Origin of the sequence: Streptomyces sp. NPDC088157 (genome assembly GCF_044741545.1) — a bacterium.
Taxonomy (GTDB): Bacteria; Actinomycetota; Actinomycetes; order Streptomycetales; family Streptomycetaceae; genus Streptomyces.
On sequence record NZ_JBIUSU010000001.1, the window covers coordinates 422,845 to 440,745 of the forward strand.

Annotated in this window: 15 protein-coding genes; 3 read left to right on the forward strand and 12 right to left on the reverse strand. The window is 71.2% G+C overall.

Translation table 11 applies throughout. From position 1 onward, the window contains the following. The first annotated feature begins 20 nt into the window (after window positions 1-20). A complete protein-coding gene (locus ACIPFH_RS01835) occupies window positions 21-374 on the forward strand; it encodes a MerR family transcriptional regulator (protein WP_401822095.1) in 354 nt (117 codons plus the stop codon). A gap of 315 nt (window positions 375-689) precedes the next feature. Here the strand turns inward: ACIPFH_RS01835 and ACIPFH_RS01840 are convergent, their stop codons facing one another. Beyond that, a complete protein-coding gene (locus ACIPFH_RS01840; protein ID WP_401822096.1) occupies window positions 690-1,757 on the reverse strand; it encodes a hypothetical protein in 1,068 nt (355 codons plus the stop codon). 206 nt (window positions 1,758-1,963) lie between these two features. Beyond that, window positions 1,964-4,588 carry an aminopeptidase N gene (gene pepN, locus ACIPFH_RS01845; RefSeq protein ID WP_401823696.1) on the reverse strand — a complete coding sequence of 875 codons (2,625 nt, stop codon included), beginning with the start codon at window positions 4,586-4,588 and terminating at the stop codon, window positions 1,964-1,966. Window positions 4,589-4,726: 138 nt separating this feature from the next. Here pepN and ACIPFH_RS01850 point away from each other — a divergent pair, with 138 nt between their 5' ends. Together ACIPFH_RS01850 and ACIPFH_RS01855 are read left to right on the forward strand one after the other, a co-directional pair. Continuing rightward, window positions 4,727-5,371 carry a DsbA family protein gene (locus ACIPFH_RS01850; RefSeq protein ID WP_356252877.1) on the forward strand — a complete coding sequence of 215 codons (645 nt, stop codon included), beginning with the start codon at window positions 4,727-4,729 and terminating at the stop codon, window positions 5,369-5,371. Window positions 5,372-5,417: 46 nt separating this feature from the next. After that, the gene (locus ACIPFH_RS01855; RefSeq protein ID WP_401822099.1) at window positions 5,418-6,191 is read left to right on the forward strand and encodes an SAM-dependent methyltransferase; all 774 of its coding nucleotides are present in this window, start codon (window positions 5,418-5,420) and stop codon (window positions 6,189-6,191) included. A 260-nt stretch (window positions 6,192-6,451) separates the two neighbouring features. On the opposite strand, the gene ACIPFH_RS01860 is transcribed toward ACIPFH_RS01855, so the two are convergent. The 10 genes from ACIPFH_RS01860 to ACIPFH_RS01905 form a co-directional block, all read right to left on the reverse strand. After that, a complete protein-coding gene (locus ACIPFH_RS01860) occupies window positions 6,452-7,096 on the reverse strand; it encodes a response regulator (RefSeq protein WP_401822101.1) in 645 nt (214 codons plus the stop codon). Beyond that, window positions 7,093-8,292 carry a sensor histidine kinase gene (locus ACIPFH_RS01865; protein ID WP_401822103.1) on the reverse strand — a complete coding sequence of 400 codons (1,200 nt, stop codon included), beginning with the start codon at window positions 8,290-8,292 and terminating at the stop codon, window positions 7,093-7,095. The genes ACIPFH_RS01860 and ACIPFH_RS01865 overlap by 4 nt, the downstream gene beginning before the upstream one ends. A gap of 5 nt (window positions 8,293-8,297) precedes the next feature. Further along, window positions 8,298-10,496, reverse strand: a complete 2,199-nt coding sequence (locus ACIPFH_RS01870) for an MMPL family transporter (protein ID WP_401822105.1) — start codon at window positions 10,494-10,496, stop codon at window positions 8,298-8,300. Between the two features lie 113 nt (window positions 10,497-10,609). Then, window positions 10,610-10,846: a hypothetical protein gene (locus tag ACIPFH_RS01875; protein ID WP_356252892.1), complete on the reverse strand. Its 237-nt coding sequence runs from the start codon at window positions 10,844-10,846 to the stop codon at window positions 10,610-10,612. A gap of 454 nt (window positions 10,847-11,300) precedes the next feature. Further along, on the reverse strand, window positions 11,301-12,194 hold the full coding sequence (locus tag ACIPFH_RS01880) for a TauD/TfdA dioxygenase family protein (protein ID WP_401822106.1): 894 nt from the start codon (window positions 12,192-12,194) through the stop codon (window positions 11,301-11,303). A gap of 20 nt (window positions 12,195-12,214) precedes the next feature. Then, window positions 12,215-13,579: an LLM class flavin-dependent oxidoreductase gene (locus tag ACIPFH_RS01885; RefSeq protein ID WP_401822108.1), complete on the reverse strand. Its 1,365-nt coding sequence runs from the start codon at window positions 13,577-13,579 to the stop codon at window positions 12,215-12,217. Next, the gene (locus ACIPFH_RS01890; protein ID WP_401822110.1) at window positions 13,576-14,313 is read right to left on the reverse strand and encodes an ABC transporter ATP-binding protein; all 738 of its coding nucleotides are present in this window, start codon (window positions 14,311-14,313) and stop codon (window positions 13,576-13,578) included. The genes ACIPFH_RS01885 and ACIPFH_RS01890 overlap by 4 nt, the downstream gene beginning before the upstream one ends. Further along, a complete protein-coding gene (locus ACIPFH_RS01895; protein ID WP_401822113.1) occupies window positions 14,289-15,197 on the reverse strand; it encodes an ABC transporter permease in 909 nt (302 codons plus the stop codon). Before ACIPFH_RS01895 ends, ACIPFH_RS01890 begins: the two co-directional genes overlap by 25 nt. A 5-nt stretch (window positions 15,198-15,202) precedes the next feature. Further along, window positions 15,203-16,270, reverse strand: a complete 1,068-nt coding sequence (locus ACIPFH_RS01900; protein WP_401822114.1) for an ABC transporter substrate-binding protein — start codon at window positions 16,268-16,270, stop codon at window positions 15,203-15,205. A 377-nt stretch (window positions 16,271-16,647) separates the two neighbouring features. Beyond that, window positions 16,648-17,862 (reverse strand): ROK family protein, encoded by a 1,215-nt coding sequence (locus ACIPFH_RS01905; RefSeq protein WP_401822117.1) that lies wholly within the window; start codon window positions 17,860-17,862, stop codon window positions 16,648-16,650. Window positions 17,863-17,901: the final 39 nt, after the last annotated feature.

Here is a 17,901-nt window from a genome sequence, read left to right on the forward strand (position 1 = left end):
TACCTGACGGAGCCTCACGCATGCGCATCGGAGAACTGGCCGCCCGCACCGGCACCACCCGGGACACCATCCGCTTCTACGAGAAGGTCGGCCTCGTCGAGGGCCGCCGACTGTCCAACGGGTACCGCGACTTCGCGCCGGAGACGGTGGAGTGGCTGGCCTACGTCCGTACCGCGCAGGCGCTGGGATTCACCCTCGCGGAGATCGCCCGGCACGGCGAGGAACTGCGCGAGGCCCCCGACTCCGCGGAGGCCCTCTCCGCCCTCTTCGAGCAGAAGATCCGGATCGTCGACGCCCGGATGGCCGAACTCGCCGCACTCCGAGCCGAACTCACCGACCGCGTCGGCACCGGCTGCCCCCTGCGTACGGCATGACCGCACGATGGCGTGACCGCACGGCCGCACGACGGCATGACCGCACGATGGCGTGACCGCACGGCCGCACGGCCGCACGACGGCGTGACCGCCCGACGGCGCGACCGCCCGACGGCGTGACCGCCTGACCGCCCGACCGCGTGACCGCCTGACCGCACGATGGCGTGACCGGCGTGACCGGCGTGACCGGCGTGACCGGGCGTGACCGGGCGTGACCGCGTGACAGTGCGCCTGCGGTGACGGCATGAGGAGGGGCCGCCGGTGTCGGGTCCGGCGGTCCCTCCTCTCCCCTCCCGGTTCTGTCCCGGTCCGTCACTACCGGGGCAGAACCACGACATACGCGGCCGGATCCCGGTCGCCCGACGCCATCAACGCCGTACGCACCACCACCGCCTGCTGCTCCATCGCGTCCCTCAGCTTCTTCGGCCTGATGTACACGACCGTGATGCCGAGCCGCTCCAGATGCTCCCGCTTGCGGGCGTACTCCGACCAGAGCGCGTCCTCGTCCTGCCTCGGCGCCCGGGTGTCCAGTTCGACCGCCACCGCCTGCTCCGGCCAGTACGCGTCCAGACCGCCCAGGTGGGGGCCGCCCGGCAGGCGCAGGTCCACGTTCCACACCGGGTCGGGGAGGCCGTACTCGCAGACCATCGTGTACAGGCGGTCCTCCGCGATCGCGCGGCCCTCCGCCAGCAGCGAGTCCACCGCGTCCACCACGTGCGGGCGGCTCAGCAACTTGGCGTTGTTCAACTCGCGTACCACCGCCGCCGGTTCGCAGTGGCCCCCGCGTACCGCCTCCGACAGCAGCCGCTGTACCACCGTCGCGTCCGTCAGCTGTGCCACCGCGTCGGCCAGCGCGCGGGGCACCGGCGCCACCGGGACTCCCGTCGCCTGCTCGGGAGCGGGCAGGGTGCCCGCACGGACGACGTGGGCGCAGCCCGTCGAGCGCAGCCGGCGCAGGCGCGGGACCAGGACGTCGATGTACTCCAGGGACATGAGCGGGGGAGCGGACGGGAGCCCGTACAGGTTCAGGGCCGCCAGCCCGGTGATCATCGCTTCCTTGTACACCGGCCGGTGCGGGTCCCCCGAGCCCGGCTGGGCCGGCACCGCGGGCGGCGGCGTCGCCGTGTCGCGGCCCGCGTACATCAGCACCGCGTGCAGCCGCTCCTCGCTGGTCGGCGGGCCCGGGTGGAGCAGATACACGCCGGGGAGGAGCTGCTGCCAGGGGCCGCCGGGACGGCACTGCTCGTTCGCCTCGGCCACCGCGATGCCTTGCGAGCGGAGCCGACCCGCCGTCGTGACGCGGCGCTGTACCTCCGACAGGTGGCGGACGGGGCGGGGGGACGCCGAGGGGACCTGGGGGAGCGGGGTGTTGTGGTGGTTCATGCAACGTGGATTCCGCGCTGGGCGGGCCTCCTAACCGCTGTTACACGCCCGTCGACAAACCGGGACAAGTTCGCCCTAAAGGACGGGTGTTCGGATGCCGATAGGCGCCGAAAACCCCTGGTCCCGAACGGGGGCGCCAGGGGTTACGGGTCTGATTGGCTGAATTCCGTAACGGTGACCGTCAGCGGAATTCATGGCCAAAGATCTCAGTCGGTGACGGCCTCGGAGCCCCTCGCCTCCACGCCTTCGCCCGCCGCGTCGCTCGCCTCCGGGCCACCCGCCTGCGCCCGCAGCGACCGCGCCAGGTCGTCGCGGGCCTCCAGCACCAGCCGGCGCAGCGCCGGGGCCGCCGACTCGTGCGCCGTCAGCCACGCGTCCGTCGCCTCCAGCGTCTGCGGTGAGTCCTGGAGCGACGGGAAGAGGCCCTTGACGACGGTCATCGCGATCTGGATCGACCGCTCGGCCCAGATCCGCTCGATCGACGCGAAGTACCTCTCCGCGTACGGCGCGAGCAACTCCCGCTGCGAGGGCTGGTCGAAGCCCGCGATCGTCGCCTCCACCAGCGCGTTCGACAGCGAGTCCGACTCCACCAGCTGGGCCCACGCCTGCCCCTTGACCGCCGCCGACGGTCGGGCCGCGAGACAGCGGACCTGATGCCGCTTGCCGGACGCCGTGTCATCCCGGGCCAGTTCGGCCGCCAGCGCCTTCTCGTCGGCGAGGCCGTGCGCGACCAGCGGCTCCAGGAACACCCAGCGCAGTTCCTGGTCCACCGCCAGGCCGTCGATCTCCGCGGTGCCGTCCAGGAGACCCTGGAGCAGCTCGAAGTCGGACCCGGAGGACGCCACCGTCGCGAAGAAGCGCGCCCAGGCCAACTGCTGCTCGCTGCCCGGCTCGGCCGCCCGCAGGTCCCGCAGCGCGATGTCGGCCACCAACTCCTCGCCGGTCCGGCGCCACGACCGCGGCGCGTAGTGGACCAGCGCCGAGCCGGCCCACGCGTGCAGCATCTGCAGGACGCCGATGTCGGACTCGCGGTGCGCGAACCGCGTCACCAGGTCCACGAAGTCGGACGCGGGCAGCAGCGCGTCCCGGGTCAGGTTCCACAGCGCCGACCAGCACAGGGCGCGGGCCAGCGGGTCGGTCATCGAGCCCAGGTGTTCGCGCAGCGTGGCCAGCGAGGTCTCGTCGAAGCGGATCTTGCAGTAGGTCAGGTCGTCGTCGTTGACCAGCACCAGGTCCGGGGCTTCGGCGCCCGCCAGCTCCGTCACGACCGTACGCGGGCCGTCCACGTCCGCCTCGGCGCGCGCGTAGCGCACCAGCCGGCCGTCCTCGCGGCGGTACAGGCCGATCGCGACCCGGTGCGGCCGCAGTTCCGGGTACGCCTCGGCGGCCTCCTGGAGCACCGCCAGCTCGTCGATGCGGCCCCGCGGGTCCAGCAGCACCTGCGGGGTCAGCGCGTTCACACCCGCCGTCTGGAGCCAGGACCGCGCCCAGCCGCCCATGTCCCGGCCGCTGGTCTCCGCGAGCACCGACAGCAGGTCACCGAGGCGCGTGTTGCCGTACGCGTGCCGCTTGAAGTAGCGCCGCGCGCCCTCGAGGAACGCGTCCTGGCCGACGTACGCCACCAGCTGCTTCAGGACGGAGGCGCCCTTGGCGTAGGTGATGCCGTCGAAGTTCAGCTTCGCGTCCTGGAGGTCGCGGATGTCGGCGGTGATCGGGTGCGTGGAGGGAAGCTGGTCCGCGCGGTAGGCCCAGGCCTTGCGGCGGTTGGCGAAGGTGATCCAGGCGTCGGTGAAGCGGGTCGCGCCGACGTTCGCGAACGTGCCCATGAAGTCGGCGAAGGACTCCTTCAGCCACAGGTCGTCCCACCACACCATGGTGACCAGGTCGCCGAACCACATGTGCGCCATCTCGTGCAGGATGACGTTCGCCCGTGCCTCGTACGACGTCTGCGTCACCTTTCCGCGGAAGATGTACTCCTCGCGGAAGGTCACCAGACCCGGGTTCTCCATCGCGCCGAGGTTGTACTCGGGCACGAACGCCTGGTCGTACTTCCCGAACGGGTACGGGTAGTCGAAGTGGTCGTGGAAGAAGTCCAGGCCCTGCTTGGTGACGAGGAAGACGTCCGCGGAGTCGAAGTGCGGCGCCAGACCCTTGCGGCACATCGCGCCGAGGGGGATCTCCAGCGTGGTGCCGTCACCCAGGTCGCGCGCGTACGTGTCCGTCACGTAGTGGTACGGGCCGGCCACGACACAGGTGATGTACGTCGAGATGGGCTTCGTCTCCGCGAAGCGCCACACCCCGTCGGCACGCTCGCCGACGCCGTTGCTCCACACCTTCCACTCCTCGGGCGCCCGCACCTCGAAGCGGAACGGGGCCTTGAGGTCGGGCTGCTCGAAGCCCGCGAAGACCCGGCGGGCGTCGGACGGCTCGTACTGCGTGTACAGATAGACCTCGCCGTCCTCGGGGTCGACGAAGCGGTGCAGGCCCTCGCCGGTGCGGGAGTAGGCGCACCGGGCGTCCACGACCAGCTCGTTCTCCGCGGCCAGCTCCTCCAGCAGGATCCGGGTGCCGTCGAAGACCTCACCGGGGTCGAGGTCGCGGCCGTTGAGGGAGACGGACGTCACACTCGGCGCGATCAGGTCCACGAAGCTCGACGCCCCGGGCTCGTTGCAGCGGAAGCGGATCGTGGTGACCGACCTGAAGGTGCGAGGCTCCTCCCCGGGCCGGTCGCCCACCGCCGACCGGATGTCGAGGGACACGTCGTACCCGTCGACGGACAGCAGGGCGGCCCGCTCCCGGGCCTCGTCGCGGGACAGGTTCTCACCGGGCACGGCGGTACTCCTCGGTGCGTTGAGCATGGGCTTCTCGGACAGCAGCGATCCTGCCATGCGCCCCTGACGCCGGGCAGCAGGGAATGCGTGGCACGGGCGGCGGTGTTCACGGGGAAAGGCTTACTCCTGAGGAGAGACATGTCCGAGAAGACCCCCGTCGACTTCTGGTTCGACCCGCTGTGCCCGTGGGCCTGGATGACCTCCCGGTGGGTGCTGGAAGTGGAGAAGGTCCGTGACATCGAGGTGCGCTGGCATGTGATGAGCCTCGCCGTCCTCAACGAGAACAAGCTCGACGAGCTGCCCGAGGAGTACCGCGAGATGCTCGCGGTCAAGGCCTGGCAGCCGGTGCGCGTGGTCACCGCCGCCTGGCAGCTGCACGGCGCCGACGTCCTCGGCCCCTTCTACACGGCGCTCGGCACCCGCATCCACAACAAGGGCGAGGGCCCGACCGTGGAAGCCATCGCGGGCGCGCTCGAGGACGTCGGTCTGCCCGCGTCCCTGATCGAGTACGCCGAGCAGTCGGACTTCGAGTTCGACGCCCAGCTGCGCGCCTCCCACAAGGAGGGCATCGAGAAGGTCGGCCAGGACGTCGGCACCCCCGTCATCGCCGTCCCCGGCCCCGACGGCGAGCAGATCGCCTTCTTCGGTCCCGTCGTCACCCCCGCCCCCAAGGGCGAGGAGGCGGCCCGCCTCTGGGACGGCACGCTCGCGGTCGCCTCGGTCCCCGGCTTCTACGAGATCAAGCGCACCCGCACCAAGGGCCCGGACTTCAGCAATCTGTAACGGCCGTGCTGCCCCGGGAGCGCCGCTCCCGGGGCACCATGGACCCATGACGGAGATCGACACCTCGGTGCCGCACTCGGCCCGCATCTGGAACTACTGGCTGGGCGGCAAGGACAACTACCCGGTGGACGAGGAGGCCGGCGACGCCTACACCGCCGTCTTCCCCGGCATCGTCACCATCGCCCGCAGCAGCCGCGCCTTCCTCGGCCGCAGCATCCGTTATCTGGTCGAGGAGGCGGGCATCCGTCAGTTCCTCGACGTCGGCACCGGGCTGCCCACCGTCGACAACACCCACGAGGTCGCCCAGCGCCTCGCCCCCGAGTCGCGGATCGTCTACGTCGACAACGACCCCCTGGTCCTCGCGCACGCCCGTGCCCTGCTCACCTCCACCGCCGAGGGCGTCACCGCGTACGAGGACCTGAACCTGTACGAGCCGGCGCGCATCCTGGAGGCGGCCGGCAAGATCCTGGACCTCACCCGTCCCACGGCCCTGATCCTCAGCGGCATCCTCGGCCACGTCGACGGCTACGACCGCGCCCGCGACCTCGTCCGGGCCCTGCTGTCCGGCCTGCCCTCCGGCAGCCACCTCTGTGTCAACGACGGCTCCCGCGGCACCGACCCCGCCTACGAGCAGGCCCAGGACGCCTACAACGAGACCGGCGCCGTCCCGTACTTCCTGCGTCCGGTCGAGCAGATCGAGGGCTACTTCGACGGGCTCGAACTGGTGGAACCGGGCGTGGTGTCCGTACCGCTGTGGCGCCCGGACGGAACGCCCCCGCTCCCGATCGGCCAGCACGGCGGCGTGGGCCGCAAGCCGTAGGACCGGCAGGGCTCTCGGTGCACGGGGCCGGTCCCGGAACCGGCCCCGTGCCCCGGGTGTCACGGCCTGGGAACCGGCGTCATGACCCCGGTGCCGGCGTCGCTCCCCGGGCATCACGGCTCAGGCGTCGCTCCCCGGTGTCATGGCCCTCCGGCAGGCGCTGGGCCCCGGGCCTCGATGTCCTGCGGCAGGCGCCGCGCCTTCGGCGTCACGGCCCCGGAACCGGCCCCGCGGCCAGGGCGTCCGGGCCGCGGTAGGCGTCACGGTCGGCGCAGCAGTCCGCGTTCCATGGCCACCACCACGGCGCGGGTCCGGTCGTTCACGTCGAGCTTGGCGAACAGGCGCAGCAGATGCGTCTTGACGGTGGCCTCCGAGATGACGAGACGACGGCCGATCTCGGCGTTGGTCAGCCCGTCGGCGACCGCGCCGAGGACGTCCGTCTCCCGGGCGGTCAGCGCCTCCTGGACCGGGCGCCGCAGCCGGGCGACCAGTTTCTCCGCCACCCGGGGCGCGAGCACCGTCTCCCCGCGCGCCGCCGCGCGGATCGCGTCGACGAGCTGCTCACGCGTGGTGTCCTTCAGCAGATAGCCGATGGCGCCGGCCTCCACCCCGCGCTCGATGTCCGCGTCCGTGTCGTACGTCGTCAGGATCAGCACCCGGGTGCGCGGATGGCGGGCGACGATCTCCGTCGTCGTCGCGACGCCGTCGAGGACCGGCATCCGCAGATCGACCAGAGCCACGTCGGGGTCGTGCCGCTCGACGAGGTCGAGGGCGGCGCGCCCGTCGCCCGCCTCACCGACGATCTCGATCCCGTCCTCACCGGCCAGCAGGGCCACCACCCCGGCCCGCATCACGGTGTGGTCGTCGACCACGACGACCCGCAGCGTCGTCGTCCCCTCGCTCATGCCGCTCCCTCCACGCCCACGGCCGGCGGGACCGACGCCAGGATCCGCGTCCCGTCCCCGACCGAGCTGGTCACCGTGAGCCGTCCGCCCAGTTCCGCCACCCGCTTGCGCATCCCGTCCAGTCCGAAGCCTCTCGACTCCTCCACCACGAACCCCGCGCCGTCGTCGGTGATCTCCAGCTCGACCCCGTACGGCCGCCGGGCCAGCACCACGCCGACCGTGGAGGCCCGGGCGTGCTTGCGTATGTTGGCCAGGGACTCCTGGGTGCAGCGAAGCAGCGTGATCCGGGTCCGCCGGTCGCAGTCGAGGTCCGCCAGGTCGGCTTCCACGGTCAGTCCGGTGTCCTCGACGAAACGGTCCAGGACCCGCCGCAGGGTCGGCACCACCGAGCCTGCCACGACCGTGCCCGGCTGCCCGCCCGAGCCCACCAACTCCCGTGCCTCCGCGAGGTTCTCGCGGGCCGTCGACTCGATCGACCGCAACTGCTGGGCGCTGCGCGCCGGATCGTCCGCCAGGCCGGCCCGGGACGCCTCCGCCAGCACCACGATCGACGCGAAGCCCTGCGCGAGCGTGTCGTGGATCTCGCGTGCCAGCCGCTCCCGCTCGTCCGCCGCGCCCTGCCGCTGGTGCGCCTCGGACAGCCGCGCCTGGGTCTGTTCCAACTCCTCGATGAGCCGGGCCCGTTCGCTGCTCTGCGCGACCACCGAATGCGCCCACAGTCCGATCAGCACCCCCACCGCGACGACGATGAGGGTGGACACGGCCGTCTCGCCGAGGAACTCGGCGGACCAGCCCTGCTGGAGCCAGCTGCCCAGCAGGGTCGAGGCGGTGGCGAGCCCGAGGAACCCCATGGAGATCCTCGTGGTCCGCCCGAACATCCAGTAGTGCGGCAGCGTCACCATGAACAGCGCCGCGTAGCTGGTGCGCAGATAGGCCAGCCCGCCGAGCGCGAGCACCAGCACCGTGAGGTAGCCGTGCGGCCGTACGACGCGGTTGTCCGGGAAGCGGTCGAGGAGCGCGTAGCTCAGCACCACGCTGCCCAGCAGCCCGAGCGCCTCGTACATGCCTCCGCCGGGCCGGCCGAGCACGGTGATCCCGACGGCCATCGCGGCGAACAGCACCCAGCACACCGCGTTCCAGCGGCGCAGGGACGTGGCCCAGAAGACGTCGGCGGAGGGCCCGGCGAGAGCGGTCATACCGATCAACGTACGTCGACCACCGGCCGCTCGGGGGGCACTTGGGCGCGCGGGCCCGTCGTTCCCCGGTCCGGCCGCGACGGCCACCAGCTCCGCTCGCCCAGCAGCAGCATCGCCGACGGCAGGATCAGGATGCGTACGACGAAGGCGTCCAGCAGGACGGCCGCGGCGAGCACGAACCCGATCTGCTTCATCTCGATGATGTGGAGGAAGACGAAGCTCACGAACACCGTCGTCATCACGACCGCCGCGCTGGTCACCACGCTCGCCGACCGGCGGACCCCATCGAGCACCGCCTGCCGGGTCGGGGTCCCCGCGAGCACGGCTTCCCTGATCCGGCTGACGACGAACACCTGGTAGTCCATCGAGAGTCCGAAGAGGATCACGAACAGGAACAGCGGGACGCGCGACCCGATCGAGCCGGTGGACTGGAAGTCCAGCAGCCCCTCGGCCCAGGTGTGCTGGAAGACGAGGACCAGCAGCCCGAGCGCGGCCGCCGCCGACAGCAGATTCAGTACGACGCCGATCAGACCGAGGGTGACGGAGCGGAACGCGTACAGCGTCATCAGAAAGGTCACCAGCAGCAACGCCCCCAGGACAAGCGGCAGTTTGCCGTTCTGGTGGGCCGGATAGTCGGTGTACCGGGCCACGTCGCCGCTCACGCCGTACTCGGCGCCGCCGATCCGGCCGACGGTGGCGGGCAGGTAGTCGTCGCGCAGGTGGTCGAGGGAGGCGCGGGCCCGGCCGGAGTCGCCCAGGTACGGCACGCGCAGTTCGAGCGTGCTGATCCGGTGGTCGGCGGAGGTGCGCAGCCGGGGCGTACCGGTGAACAGGGAATCACCGTCGGCGAGCCGGGCCAGTTCGTCCAGCGCCTCGGTCACCTCGCCGTTCTGCGTCGCGTCGGCGCGCACGACCACCTGGTGGGTGACCCGGTGCTGGGGGAACGCCTCGTTGAGGCGGTCGTACACCCGCATCGCGGGGATCTCGCGGGAGTGGGTGTCCCGGCTCATCTCGGTGATCTTCAGGCCGGCCAGCGGGACGACGAGTGCGAGCAGGGCGAGGACGGAGACACAGAGGGTGGCGAGGGGGTGCCGGGCGGCGGGGCGCAGCAGCGCGGTCCAGACCCGGCCGCCGCTCTCGCCGCGGGGGCGGCGGGAGGACCTGCCCCGCTCCGCACGGCGCGCGGCCCCGCGCTCCGCGCGCTTGCCCAGTACCGTCAGCAGCGCGGGCAGCGCCGTCAGGGAGCTGGCCATCGCGACCAGGACGACCACGACGGTGCCGGTGGCGAGCGAGGAGAAGATCACGTCCGAGGCCAGGTACAGCGTGGCCGTGGAGGCGACGACCGCGAACCCGGAGACCACCACCGCCCGGCCCGAGGTGGCCGCCGCCAGCTCCACCAGCGCCTCGGAGCTCAACCGCCCCCCGCTGCGGGCCCGCTCCTCGCGCTCCCGCTTCAGATGGAAGAGCGTGTAGTCGACGCCGACGGCGAGGCCGATCATCAGGATGACGTTGGTGCCGACCCCGGTGTCGGGGGAGATGTGCGAGGCCACCATCGACAGGCCGACGGCCGCCGCGATCGACGACAGCGCGAGCAGCAGCGGCACGGCTGCCATGGTGAGCGAGCCGAACACGAGCAGCAGGGTCAGCAGGGTGACCGGCAGGGTGATCTTCTCGGAGAGCGCGAGGTCGTCACCGCGCTGCTCGTCGACCCCCTTGCTGATGGAGGGGCTGCCGGTCTCCTCGAGCAGCAGATCCGGATGGGCCCGTTGGACGCCGGCGGTCTGCGCGGCGACCGTGTCGGCCTTGTCCTTGGCGTCCCGCTCCTCGCCCTCGAGGGCCACCTCGACCATGAGGATCCGGCCGTCGGAGGAGCGTACCGGCGCGGCCACCTCCGCGACCTCGGGCAGCCGCTCCATCCGGGCGGTGAGATCCCGGACGGCGGCCCGGGCCGCTTCCGCGCGCAGGGGGCCCGACCGCGCGGAGATCAGCACCTGCTCGGCGGATCTGCGTTCCAGCTGTCCGTCGGCCGCCATGGCCTCGGCCCGGCCGGCCTCGCCGACCCGGTAGTCGGCCGTCCTCGCGCTGTTCATCCCGACGGCGCTGCCGGCCGCCAGGCACAACACCACGAACACCAGCCAGCCGACGATCGCCCGCCAGGGATGCCGCGCGCTGGAACGCGCCATGCGCACAGTGAGTGAGTTCATGCCCAAGAGCCTGGTCGGCCAGGGCCGTTGGCCGACAGAGGTGCCCGGTTGAACTTGCCGTCCACCGATCGGTGGACCCGGAGCCGGGGGAAAGCCCCCGGTCGGGGCAGTTCCTAGCCGGCCGGTTGCGGGGCCTTGCGGAACTCCTCCGGAAGATCGAAGCCGGACTTCCAGTTGAAGTAGGACTGCACCCGCACACAGCCTTCGCGGGTACAGCGCCGGTACTTGCCGAGATCCGCCCTGAGCACCTGCGCGTGATTCAGGGCGAAGGTCCGCTCGTCGCCCCGCAGGTGCCGGAAGTGCTGCTCGGTGTCCCCGCAGTTGGGGCAACGCCTCTTCGGAAGACCCATGCTGGCCACTGTCACCCGGAACGCCACCCATGGGAAGCCCCCGCGCCCGCCCGCGCACACGGACTGGCGCATACGGGCGCGGCGCGAACAGGAAGCGGCCCCGCGAGTCATGTCCTCGCGGGGCCGCCCCTTCAGTCCGCCTGCCGCCGTGAAGGGTGAGAAGACGATCACGAGGCAGGACGCTTCACGGCTGCCTCAGGGGGCGAGCAGCAACACGTTCGCGCGGGACTTCGCGGCCTCGTAACGCCAGGTCGGGCAGCGTGTAGACGGGCATGGCGGGGTCCCCTCAAGCCTTATTGCAACTTACTTGCAAGTGCAGGCTAGCAACAAGAGGACGGTTCCGGGCAACAGGACGGCCCCCACGTGTCTCCACGTGGGGGCCGACAGGGTGCGGGCGGGGACAGCCGCCTCAGGCAGTGGTCCCGCGTCTTGGGCATGGTCCGCCGGACAGGCCCTAAGCGGCTACGGAGGTGTAGTGCGCCGCGTCACCCTCGATCGAGTAGCTCTCCTTGCCCTCGATGCCGACCGGGATGTCGCCCGCGACCGTCACCCGGTGCAGCCGGCGGGGCCGGCCGTCGTAGTTGTCGACCGCGTAGTGCTGGGTGATGCGGTTGTCGAACAGGACCAGCTGGTTCTCCGACCAGCGGTGGCGCAGGATGTTCTCCGGCCGGGTGACGTACGACTGGAGCAGGTCGAGGATCTTGCGGGACTCGGCCACCGACAGGCCCACGATGCGCTGCGCGAACCCGCCGATGAACAGGCCGCGTTCGCCGGTCAGCGGGTGGACGCGGACCACCGGGTGGACCGTGCGGTACTTGATCGAGGTGAACTGGGCGCGCGCGGCGGCCTGCTCCTCGTCGACCGCCTCCTGGGGCACCGCGTAGTCGTAGTCGTTGGTGTGCTCGGCCCACAGGGTGTCGGCGAGCTGCCTGAGCGGCTCCGGCAGCTGGCGGTAGGCCGCCGCCGAGCTGGTGATCAGGGTCTCGCCGCCGTACGGCGGGAGCACCAGGCTGCGCAGGGTGCTGGCCTGCGGCGGGTTGAGGACGAAGGTGACGTCCGTGTGCCAGTGGTTCGCGGCGCGGCCGCGCTCGCTGTCGACCGGCAGCACGTTCGGGGCGCCGTCGACGGCCGGCACGGTCGGGTGGGCGCCGGTGAGATCGCCGAAGTGGCGGACGAAGGCCTGCTGGCCCTCGTCGTCCAGGTTCACGTCGTCGAAGACCAGGGCCTTGTGGACGTTGAGCGCCTCACGCAGGGCGGCGTAGGTCTCCTCGTCGAGCGGCTTGGCGATGTCGACGCCGCTGACCTGGGCGCCGATGTTCGCGGTGACCTTGCGGATCTCGATGCTCATGGAAGGGCCTTTCGGACGGGTCAGACGAGGACGGGTGCGGGAGCGGCAGCGGTCACGTACTGGTTGGCGGGGCGCGGGAGGCCGTACCTCTCGCGCAGCGTGGTGCGCGGGCCGTACTCACCGCGCAGCAGGCCGCGGGCGCGCAGGATCGGGACGACGTGGTCGACGAAGGCGTCCAGGCCGGAGGGCAGGACCGCGGGCATGATGTTGAACCCGTCGGCGGCACCCTGGGTGAACCAGGTCTCGATCGCGTCGGCGACCTGCTCGGGCGTGCCCGCGAAGGTGAGATGCCCGCGCCCGCCGCCGAGCCGCCCGATCAGCTGCCGCACGGTGAGGCGTTCGCGCCGGGCCAGCTCCACCACGAGGGTGTAGCGGCTCTTGGCGCCCTCGATCGCGCTCTCCGGCGGCAGATCGGCGGGCAGCTCCGCGTCCAGCTCCAGAGCGCCGGGCTCCAGCTGGAGCAGCTGCTCCAGCCGCTGGACCCCGTGCGTGTGCACGATGTGGTCCTCCAGGACCTGCTCGTATCCGCGCGCCTCGGCCTCCGTCGAGCCGATCACCGGGACGATCCCGGGCAGCACCTTGATGTGCTCGGGATCCCGGCCGGCCTGCCGGGTTCGGGACTTCAGGTCGGCGTAGAAGGCCTGCGCGTCGGCGAGCGTCTGCTGCGCGGTGAACACCGCCTCCGCGTACCGGGCCGCGAACGTCTTGCCGTCCTCGCTCGACCCGGCCTGCACCAGCAGCGGATAACCCTGGGGCGAGCGCGGGACGTTGAGGGCGCCCTCGACACTGAAGTACGTCCCCTGGTGGCGGGGCGGGTGGACCTTCGCGTCGTCCCCCCAGACGCCCGCCGCCTTGTCGGCGACGATCGCGTCGTCCTCCCAGCTGTCCCAGAGCTTCAGGGCCACGTCGAGGAACTCACCGGCGCGGGCGTACCGCTCGGCGTGCGCGGGCTCGGCGTCCAGACCGAAGTTGCGGGCGGCCTCGGCGCCGGCGGTGGTGACGATGTTCCAGCCGGCCCGGCCGCCGCTGATGATGTCGAGGGAGGCGAACTTGCGGGCCAGGTTGTAGGGGGAGTTGTAGGAGGTGGAGGCGGTGGCGATGAGGCCGATGTGCCGGGTGGCCGTCGCCAGCGCGGTGAGCAGCGTGAGCGGCTCCAGGGCGCCGGCCGGACGCTGGGCGATGTTGCCCCACAGCTGTGGCCCGTCGGCGAGGAACAGGGAGTCGAAGGTGCCGCGTTCGGCGATCCGGGCCAGGTGGACGTAGTGGTCCAGCTCCACGTGGGCGTACGGGTCGCTCTCCGGGAGCCGCCAGGACGCCTCGTGGTGTCCGGTGTTCATCAGGAACGCGTTGAGGTGGAGCTGTCGTCGGTTGTCAGCCGTGGTCACTTGTGGTCCTCCGTGACGCCCAGGGCGGCGAGCAGTCGTTCGCGGTACTCGCCGAGCAGTGGGTCCCGGTACGAGCGAGGGTGCGGGCGGTCGATGGTCAGGTCGAGGCCGATGCGGCCGTGGTCGAGGACGAGGACCCGGTCGGCGAGCACGATCGCCTCGTCCACGTCGTGGGTGACGAGCAGTACGGAAGGCCGGTGGCGCTCCCACAGCTCACGCAGCAGGGTGTGCATCTTGATCCGGGTGAGCGCGTCCAGCGCTCCGAACGGCTCGTCCGCCAGCAGGAGTTCGGGCTCACGGACCAGCGAACGGGCCAGGGCGGCGCGCTGCGCCTCGCCGCCGGACAGCTCGTTGGGCCAGGCCCGCTCGCGGCCCTTCAGCCCCACCTCGGCGAGGGCCTCGCGGCCCTTCTGGTCCGCCTCCTTGCCGTCCAGCCCCAGCAGTACGTTGTCCAGCACCCGCCGCCAGGGCAGCAGCCGGGAATCCTGGAAGACCACCGACACCCGTTCCGGGGCCGTGAGCCGTCCGCTGCCGGCGACCTCGTGGTCGAGGTGGGCGACCGCCCGCAGCAGGGTGCTCTTGCCGGACCCGCTGTGCCCGAGGAGCGCCACGAACTGTCCGGCGGGGATGTCCAGGTCGATGGCGTCGAGGACCGTGCGATCCTCGAACGATCGTGTCAGGCCACGTAGTTGGACTGCGGTGGAGCGGGTCAGCTGCTCAGTGTGCGGCGCCACGACAGCACCCTCCGTTCGATGAGACGGACCGCGCTGTCGGAGAGGAGACCGAAGACGCCGTAGATGAGGAGACCGACGAGGATGACGTCCGACTGGCCGTAGTTCGTGGCCTGGAACATCATGTAGCCGAGGCCGCTGGTGGCGTTGATCTGCTCCAGGACCACCAGTCCCAGCCAGGAGCCGGTCACCCCGAGCCGGAGTCCCACGAAGAATCCGGGCAGCGCGCCGGGGATCACGATCTGCCGGATGAACTGGACCTTCGACAGGCCCTGCACCTCGGCGAGTTCGACGAACCGGTTGTCGATGCCGGACAGCGCGGCATGCGTGTTGAGGTAGATCGGGATGTAGACGACGATGGCGATGATCGCGATCTTGAAGGTCTCGCCGATGCCCAGCCAGAGGATGAACAGCGGGATCAGACCGAGGGTCGGGATCGCCCGGTTGAGCTGCACGCTCCCGTCGATCAGCGCCTCCCCGGTCCGGGTCAGCCCGGAGGCGAGGGCGAGGACGACCCCGGCGGTGAGGCCGATCGCGAAGCCGTACGCGGCACGCTCCAGCGAAGTGAGGATGTCGGTGGTCAGCGTTCCGTCGGTCCACAGGTGGACGCCGGTCCGCACTACCGTCCAGGGCGCCGGGATCGCCCCGGTGTCCAGTTGTCCGGCGGCCGAGGCGGCGGCCCACAGGGCGATGAGCAGCAGGGGCCCGACGAGCCGGGAGGCCGGCCACGGTTTTCCGGGAGCGAGTCCGCGGCGTCGGCGGCGACGGACCAGGGACCTGTCGCCCTTGGCTGTGGCGTCGCCGACGGGAGCCGTGGTCGCGGTCGTGCTCGCGGCCGGGCCGGTGTCGGTGGTCGTGCGCGTCGTCGTGCTTGCACTGGTGGTCATGGCGGTCAACTCCGGTACTCGGCTGCCACGGACTTGGCGGCGATGCCCTCGAAGCGGTGGTCGAAGAGCGAGGCGACGTCGAACCGCTTGACGAAGCCGCCCTCCGCGAGGAGGTCCGCGGTCTCCTGCTCCCACTTGATGGCCTCGTCCCAACTCGGCGGGAAGAGGGGCTTGTTGGCGAGTGCGGTGATCGACTTGGCCTGGTCGAGGGTCAGGTTCTGCGTCTTGACGAAGAACTCCTCGTTCCAGGCGTCCGGGTTCTCGTAGCTCCACACCAGGCCCTGCGCCCACTGCGGGATGAACGCGGCCACGGCGGCCGCCTTCGCCTTGTCGTTCAGCACGGACGTCGGCGCCCACAGCAGACTGAGCAGGTCGACGACGTCGGTGGTGATGACGCGGGCGCCCTTGGACTCGTACTGCTTGAGGTAGGCGGGCGACTGGGTGTTGCCGAGCGGGGCGATGTCCACCTGGCCCGACTGCAGGGCGGTGAGGAACTGGTTGCTGGTCAGCGGGACCAGCTTCACGTCGTCGTACTTCAGGCCGGCCTTCTTCAGCGCCCGCAGCAGGACGACGCCCTGCGCCTGTCCCTGCGAGAAAGCCAGCTTCTTTCCGCGGAAGTCGTCGACGGTCCTGATGTCGCTGCCCGGCTTGGTTGCGAAGACGTAGTTCGGCTTACGCGTGATGTTGATCGCGACGATCTTCGCGTCGAATCCCTGGTAATGCGCCTGGATCGGCGGAATACCCGCGTTGTTGGCAAGGTCGAGGGACTTCGCGCGGAACGCGTTGATGACGTCGGGACCGGCCCCGATGTTCAGCCAGTTCGACACCGTGAAGGGCAGTTCGGGCAGCTTCGCCAGCTTGATCTGCAACTGCTGCTGGCCCTGGAACGAGGCGATTTTCAGGCTCGTGCCGGTGGGCACCTTGTCGGCGAGCGGGGCCGTGGAGGCGCCCTTCCCACCGGTGGCGGCGCTGCTCTCGGCGCAGCCGCTGAGTCCGGCGACACCGGCGGCGGCCCCCAGCAGAGAGGCGAGGAAGAGACGCCGGTCGACACCGGACGTACGGGAAACAGGCACGGGAGAACCCCCAAGGGAAAACGGATCACGGAGCTCGGAGACAAGGCGGGCAGGAGCGGGCGGCGTCGGGCGGGACGCCGGGCCACGGCAGGGTTCGTTACAGGGAATTCACGCAGCGGATTCGTGCGAGGAACCACGGGGAACCAAAAGGAAGCGTTTGGAACCGGTGGGAACCGCGAAGAATCCGCAACGAATCGCGAAGAATCCGTGACGAACCGCGGGTATCCGCAGGGAATCCGCGAGGACTTCCTGCAGCGAAAGGCAGGAGAAGGGCGCGCTCCCGGCGCACCGGGGCGTCAGCAACAGAAGGTGCGACAGCTCATGAGATAGATGTTCCTGTCCACGTGCGGGGCCTGTCAACATTCGGAGTTTCTGAATTAACTCGGCTCGGGTGGGACGCCCGGTGGGGAGGCCAGCGGATCCCGGTAGAGCACGTCCAGCGCCACCGCCCCGCCCGCCATGGCCAGCACGGATTCGGGGAAGCTGCTCGGCTGGACGGCGGCGGAACGCCCCGCCCCGACCTCGTCCCGCAGCGCGGCGAGGCAGTCCTCCCGGTACAGCACACCCACCTCGGTGACGACCACACGCTCCGGATTGAGCACGTCCAGCAGCAGCCCGACCGCCCGGCCCACCATCCGCGCCCGCTCCCGCAACAGCCGTACGGCCACCGGGTTCCCGGCGTCCGCCGCGGCGACCACATGCATCGGGTTCACCCCGTCGATCACCCCGGCCCGCCGGGCCCGCCGGCACAACGTCCGCTCGCTCAGCTCCACCTGGAGGCAGCCGGCCCGGCCGCAGTCGCAGGGTTCCGTACCGCCGGCCAACGGCAGATGCGCGATGGCGCCCGCCTGCGAACGCGGCCCGTGATGCACCTCGTCGTGGGTGGCGAACGCGGAGTCGACGACGTTCCCGACGAACAGATGCAGCACACTGAGGCTGCCGCGCGCCCGCCCGAACAACCGCTCAGCGTTGACCAACGCCCGCGCGTGCCCGTCCACTTGGACCGGCAGCCCGGTGCGCGCGCCGATCGGCTCCCGCACCGGCACGTCCCGCCAGCCCAGCAGCGGATGCTCGACCACGGTCCCCGAATCCCGGTCCACCCAGCCGCCCACGGCGACCCCCACCCCCAGGGCCCGGCAGCCGGCCGTCTCCTCCAGCAGCGCGTCGATCCCGTCGGCGGCCCGCGCCAGCACCTCGGACGGTTCGAGGCTCCGATGCTTCAACTCCCGCCGCGCCACCACCCGGCCGCGCAGATCAAGCAGCGAGACGGTCGTGTACGGCACCGCCACATGCACCCCGCCCACCACGAACCGCGAGTCGTCCAGGTCCACGGGCACGTGCGGCCGGCCCACCCCGTTGCTGCGCCGGGGCACCGCCGCCTCCCGGATCAGCCCGAGCCCGGTGAGCCGGGCACAGTGATCGGTGACGGAGGCGGGGGACAGCCCGGTGAGCCGGGCGATGGTGGAACGCGCGACCGGTCCGTGCTCCAGCACGGACCGCAGGATCACACTGGCGCTCGTGCGCCGCCGGTCGCTGTCCGCGACCCGGGTAACGGGAGAGGTCAGGGCGGGAGGAGCCGCTGTACGGGGCATGGGGAACTTCCTCGGAAGTCGGGAGCCGGTCCGACACTG

What these genes read in the sequence shown, in the direction of transcription:
- ACIPFH_RS01835 (WP_401822095.1), top strand. Translation starts at nt 21, where the DNA reads ATGCGCATCGGAGAACTGGCCGCCCGCACCGGCACCACCCGGGACACC.
- ACIPFH_RS01840 (WP_401822096.1), bottom strand. Translation starts at nt 1,757, where the DNA reads ATGAACCACCACAACACCCCGCTCCCCCAGGTCCCCTCGGCGTCCCCC.
- ACIPFH_RS01850 (WP_356252877.1), top strand. Translation starts at nt 4,727, where the DNA reads ATGTCCGAGAAGACCCCCGTCGACTTCTGGTTCGACCCGCTGTGCCCG.
- ACIPFH_RS01855 (WP_401822099.1), top strand. Translation starts at nt 5,418, where the DNA reads ATGACGGAGATCGACACCTCGGTGCCGCACTCGGCCCGCATCTGGAAC.
- ACIPFH_RS01860 (WP_401822101.1), bottom strand. Translation starts at nt 7,096, where the DNA reads ATGAGCGAGGGGACGACGACGCTGCGGGTCGTCGTGGTCGACGACCAC.
- ACIPFH_RS01865 (WP_401822103.1), bottom strand. Translation starts at nt 8,292, where the DNA reads ATGACCGCTCTCGCCGGGCCCTCCGCCGACGTCTTCTGGGCCACGTCC.
- ACIPFH_RS01870 (WP_401822105.1), bottom strand. Translation starts at nt 10,496, where the DNA reads ATGAACTCACTCACTGTGCGCATGGCGCGTTCCAGCGCGCGGCATCCC.
- ACIPFH_RS01875 (WP_356252892.1), bottom strand. Translation starts at nt 10,846, where the DNA reads ATGGGTCTTCCGAAGAGGCGTTGCCCCAACTGCGGGGACACCGAGCAG.
- ACIPFH_RS01880 (WP_401822106.1), bottom strand. Translation starts at nt 12,194, where the DNA reads ATGAGCATCGAGATCCGCAAGGTCACCGCGAACATCGGCGCCCAGGTC.
- ACIPFH_RS01895 (WP_401822113.1), bottom strand. Translation starts at nt 15,197, where the DNA reads ATGACCACCAGTGCAAGCACGACGACGCGCACGACCACCGACACCGGC.
- ACIPFH_RS01905 (WP_401822117.1), bottom strand. Translation starts at nt 17,862, where the DNA reads ATGCCCCGTACAGCGGCTCCTCCCGCCCTGACCTCTCCCGTTACCCGG.